Genomic DNA, 5,683 nt, shown 5'->3' on the forward strand with positions numbered 1-5,683 from the left:
TCAAGAGAGTAGAAGAAAAATATATTCTTCAATACATGGGGACAAACAAATTCAGAGTTATACCCAAAAACCATTTGTCTACAGTGGGTTACGACGCAAAATCGGCTTGTTCAGGGTGGAAGTTCAGCCTAAAAGACCGGAAGGCTCGCTTGCTAAAATTCATCAGATACTACAACCAGTTGTTAACGAAATGTTCTTCACACACCGCCTAATTCTGGTTGAAGGGCCTGAGGATATAGCTTATATCCTTGCTTACCTGAATCTGATGGGAGAACTTGATGATTACCGCCGCTTGGGCTGTCACATTGTACCCGTAAATGGCAAGAGTCAGTTGTTGTTACCTCTGATTGTAGCGAAACACATGAACATTCCCACTTATGTTGTCTTTGATGCCGATTCCGACAAGAAAAAATACAAAACCGAACACGAGAAAGACAACAAAGCGATTCTTGCCCTATTGGGCAAACCCGAGCAAGACCCTCTGCCGAGTGTAACGGTCTGGGGGTTGGGTTTTACCATGTGGAATTCCGACATCGGTTCCATAGTTAAAAACGACATCGGAGAAAATGAATGGAAATCGTTCCAAGACAAAGCTGACAAAAAATATGGACAAGCTGGATCTCTCAGAAAAAACAGCTTACACATAGGAGCAAGTTTAGCCTTTGCTTGGGACGACGGAAAGCAGTCAGATAATCTTAAACAGCTTTGCAGAGAAATTCTGGAACCGGAAAACAGCGTACCTTTCTCATGAAAACACAGACATGTGCTGAGGGTTACAACTTCTTATAGAGTTGTATGTTAAAATCACATACTTGATCCATCTGTAAAAAAGACCGTCTGATGCCACGTATCTTCGACAACATTAAGCAAAACCTCCACCCGGCATTGGCCAAAACCATCGAAGTTTCCGACCGCGCGGACTTCTGCGTAGGGTACTTCAACCTGCGCGGCTGGCGAACAATTGACAGGTATGTTGAAAAGTGGAAAGGAGGAGAAGGTAGCTGCTGCCGTCTCTTGGTCGGAATGCATCGCCTTCCTCAAGAAGAACTGCGCATCGCAAAAAGTCTCTCGGCAGAAGAAGGGCAAATGGACAACCAGACTGCGTCACGGCTTAAAACCAAACTTGCGGAGGAATTCAGAGAACAGCTTACTATAGGCGCCCCGAGCAACCAGGACGAGGCGGGACTCAGAAGACTGGCAAGACAGATAAGAGAGAAAAAGGTGATCGTCAAGCTGTTCCTCAAGCACCCTCTTCACGCCAAGCTCTACCTGCTGTTTCGTCCGGATCCTGTAAATCCGGCGATTGGCTATCTCGGGAGTAGCAACCTTACCCTGTCGGGTCTCTGCAACCAAGGCGAGCTAAACGTCGATGTTATGGACCACGATGCCTGCCAGAAGCTCGCCAAGTGGTTTGAAGACCGCTGGAATGACCGGTGGTGCGTAGATATTTCGGATGAGCTCGTCAAAGTCATTAACGAGAGCTGGGCGAGGGAAGAATTGATTCCGCCGTTTCACATCTACGTGAAAATCGCCTACCACCTCTCACAGGAGGCGAGAACCGGCCTGAGCGAATTTCGCATTCCTAGAGATTTCGGCGGTAGGCTTCTTGATTTCCAGACGGCGACCGTGAAGATCGCGGCGCATCATCTTAACCGTCGCGGCGGCGTCATTATCGGCGATGTCGTGGGGCTTGGGAAGACGCTCATGGCAACCGCCCTTGCCCGCATTTTCGAGGACGATTACGGACTGGAGACTCTGATCATCTGCCCGAAGAACCTAGTTCCGATGTGGGAAGATTACCGGGAGGAATACCGGATGCGCGCCCGCGTTCTCTCAATCAGCCGCGTGATCGGGGAACTGCCCGACATGCGTCGCTATAGGCTCCTCATTATAGACGAAAGCCACAACCTCAGGAATCGCGAAGGAAAAACGTACAGGGTTCTGCATGAATACATAAGGAAAAACGACAGCAAGTGCATCCTGCTCTCGGCAACGCCTTACAATAAAACATACTTGGATCTTTCAAGCCAGCTCCGCCTGTTCGTACCGGAAGACGAAGACCTGGGCATCCGGCCCGAGAGGCTGCTGCAGGAAATAGGAGAGACCGAGTTCCTTCGCCGACACCAAGCACCCATCCGTTCCCTAGGGGCATTCGACAAATCCGAATACGCCGATGACTGGCGGGAACTCATGCGTCTTTACCTAGTGCGTAGAACCCGAAGCTTCGTGCGGGACAACTACGCGATGACCGACCCTGAAGACGGGCGTAAGTACCTCAAGTTCGCTGACGGAGCCCGCTCCTACTTTCCGACGCGCGTTCCGAAGACAGTACGCTTTGACATAGACGAGCAGTATTCCCGGCTTTTCGCCGACAACACAGTGGACACGATAAACGGACTGGAGTTGCCGCGCTACGGATTGGGTAATTTTTTAAATAATATAATACCCCCCCCTATAGCGATCCAGGGCCGGATGAGTCGAGAATTCTAGATGACCTCTCTCGCGCCGGAAAGCGCCTCATGGGGTTCTGCCGTACCAACCTCTTCAAGCGGCTTGAAAGCAGTGGCCACTCGTTTCTGCTTTCGGTAGAGCGCCACCTGCTCCGCAACTTTATCTACATCCACGCCATTGAAAACGAAAAGCCGCTTCCGATTGGGACTACCGACGCAGGACTCCTTGACTCCTTCTCTTTTGACGGGGACGCAGAAAGTGCCGATGGCAGTCTTTTCAACGACCGAGAAGAGACCGGAACCACTGAACTGAACACAATTGGGCCGCCGCGGACGGAGGAGGAGTTCCGAAGGCATGCCGCCGGGATTTACAAGATTTACGCTGACCGGTACAAGGGGCGGTTCCGCTGGCTGGGTTCGCATTATTTTACAGAAGCCTTGGAGAAAGATCTCAAGGCCGATTCTGCAGCCCTGCTCAGGCTGTTGGGCCGATTCGGCAACTGGAACCCTTCCTCAGACGCCAAGCTAGACGCCCTTCACAAGCTCCTAACCAGAAAGCATCCCAACCAAAAGATTCTGGTCTTCACCCAGTTCGCCGACACGGTGCGCTACCTTGAGGAGCAGCTAAACGCCCGAGGCGCAGCAGGGATAGCCGCCGTCACGGGGGATTCGGCAGATCCGACAAAGCTTGCTTGGCGGTTCAGCCCCAGAAGCAACGAGAAAGAGGGGAAAATCCCATCCAAAGACGAACTGCGCGTGCTGGTGTCCACGGACGTACTGAGCGAAGGGCAGAACCTTCAGGACTGCGCCATCGTCGTAAACTACGACCTGCCGTGGGCCATTATCCGCCTGATCCAGAGAGCCGGGCGCGTCGACCGCATCGGACAGCGGGCCCCTGAAATATTGTGCTATTCATTTCTCCCCGCCGAAGGAATCGAGCGCCTGATCCGGCTTCGGGAACGCGTGCGAAGCCGTCTTGACGAAAACGCCGAAGTCGTGGGAACCGACGAGGCTTTTTTCGAGGACGAGGGACGCCGTGTAGTTTTCGACCTTTACAGTGAACAGGCCGGAATCCTAGACGGCGACGACGATACCGAGGTCGATCTCTCTTCCTATGCCTACCAGATCTGGCAAAACGCGATAACGGCCGACCCGTCCCTCAGGAAAAAGGTTGAGGATATGCCATCCGTCGTCTACTCATCAAAGGACTACAAGCCAAAAGCCGACCGGCCAGAAGGCGTTCTGGTGTACATGCGGACCACTAGGGGATACGACTCCCTCGCCTGGATTGACCCCCATGGCAGAAGCGTTACCGAAAGCCAGTTCGAAATCCTCCAGGCTGCCCGGTGCCCGCGCGACACGCAGGCACTTCCCCGCAGCGACAAGCACCACGAACTCGTGCGGAAAGCAACGGAACACACCTCAAGCGAGGAAAGCCAGATAGGCGGCCAGCTCGGGCGCCCTTCCGGCGTACGGTTCCGCGTTTACGAACGCCTCAAGAGCTACTCGGAAACCGTCAGGGGAACGCTGTTCGACACCCAGCCACTGCGAAGGGCGATACAGGACATCTACCGCTACCCACTGCTGCCAACCGCGGTAACCACGCTTAACCGGCAACTGCAAAGCGCCATCTCCGATGAAGATCTGGCCAAGCTGGTCATCGCCCTGAGAGAGGAAGAGCGGCTTTGCGTGGTTCATGAAGAAGACGAAAGCCGGGAACCGCAGATCATCTGCTCTCTCGGGCTGGCTGACCGCAAGGAGAGTTAAAGATGCCAATTACCCTCGACAGAGACAAGGTCAGAATGCATCTTGAGAATTTCAACCTCCGCGCCCTTTTCATAGATGAGCTTGGCTGGGACCACGGGGGCAGCGGCATGGAAGTCTCAATAGACGACCTCTCTTTTACCCTTTACCCCGTTGCCCACAAGCGAGGTATGGTCGCCTACCAGTACATCGCCGAATCGGACGAGAAATTTCCGGATTACTCCACCCGCCGGAAAATCGAGAGACTCGTCGCCAGAACCGTGCGCGAACACTTAATCGTCTACGCCACTCACGAAAGAGACGCACAGTACTGGCAGTGGGTAAAACGCGAGCCGGGACGACCGGATCAAAACCGCCTTCACATCTACAGCCGAAACCAGTCTGGAGAGGCCCTGATCCAGAAGCTTGAACATATAGCCTTCACACTTGAGGAGGAAGAAGACCTCACCATAGTGGATGTCTCCGGCCGGGTGCGAGCGGCATTCGACACGGAGAGAGTCACCAAGAAATTCTACGACCGCTTCAGGGAAGAACACAAGAACTTCTTGGGATTGATCGACGGCTTCAAGTCCTCGGACGACCGGGAATGGTACGCTTCGCTGATGCTTAACCGCATGATGTTTATCTACTTCATCCAGAAGCGCAGGTTCTTGGACGATGACCCTCACTATCTGCGAAACCGCCTGAACCGCATGAGGACATCCCGCGGCAAAAACCGATTCCAGACATTCTATCGCTTTTTCTTGTTACGCCTGTTCCATGAGGGGTTTAACCAGCCGGCGACCGCCCGTGATCCCGAACTGACGGAGCTTCTAGGAAAGGTTCCTTACCTTAACGGCGGTCTTTTTGATTTGCATGAACTGGAACGTGACAACAAAAACATCGACATTCCAGACGAAGCGTTTGAAGGAATATTCAAGTTCTTCGACGCTTATCAATGGCATCTTGACGACAGACCGCTTCGTGACGACAGGGAGATCAACCCGGACGTGCTGGGCTACATTTTCGAGAGGTATATCAACCAGAAGCAGATGGGCGCTTACTACACCAAAGAAGATATCACCGGATACATCTGCCGTAATGCCATAATCCCATTCCTGTTTGATCAGGCCAAAAAAGAGTGCCCCATAGCTTTTGACCTTGACGGCGGTGTCTGGCACCTTCTGACTTACGACCCGGACCGCTATTTCTACGAGTCAGCACGCCACGGAATAACTCATGACATTAACGAAAATCGGGATCTCGTTGAAACGCGCGAACTTCCGGATGAAATCGCCGCCGGTCTGGACGATATCTCGAAACGCACAGAATGGAACAACACAGCTCCTCGAGACTACGCCTTGCCGACCGAAACTTGGCGCGAACACATCGCCCGCCGAGAGCGCTATAATGAGATCCGAGCGAAGATAGTCGCCGGGGAGATGGCAACTATAAAAGCGCTCAACACTTACTATCTAGACAACGAAAAA

2 protein-coding genes and 1 pseudogene are annotated in these 5,683 nt (G+C 52.9%); all 3 read left to right on the forward strand.

Going from position 1 to position 5,683, the window contains the following annotated elements:
- A partial coding sequence (locus tag OXG10_07240) for a hypothetical protein (protein MCY3827151.1) occupies positions 1-751 on the forward strand: 751 nt, incomplete at its 5' end.
- 89 nt (positions 752-840) lie between these two features.
- A pseudogene (locus OXG10_07245) lies at positions 841-4,217 on the forward strand (helicase-related protein).
- A gap of 2 nt (positions 4,218-4,219) precedes the next feature.
- Positions 4,220-5,683 (forward strand): SAM-dependent methyltransferase (locus tag OXG10_07250; protein MCY3827152.1); only part of this gene is annotated, 1,464 nt, incomplete at its 3' end.

The organism is Candidatus Dadabacteria bacterium, assembly GCA_026706695.1.
Classification (GTDB): domain Bacteria; phylum Desulfobacterota_D; class UBA1144; order Nemesobacterales; family Nemesobacteraceae; genus Nemesobacter.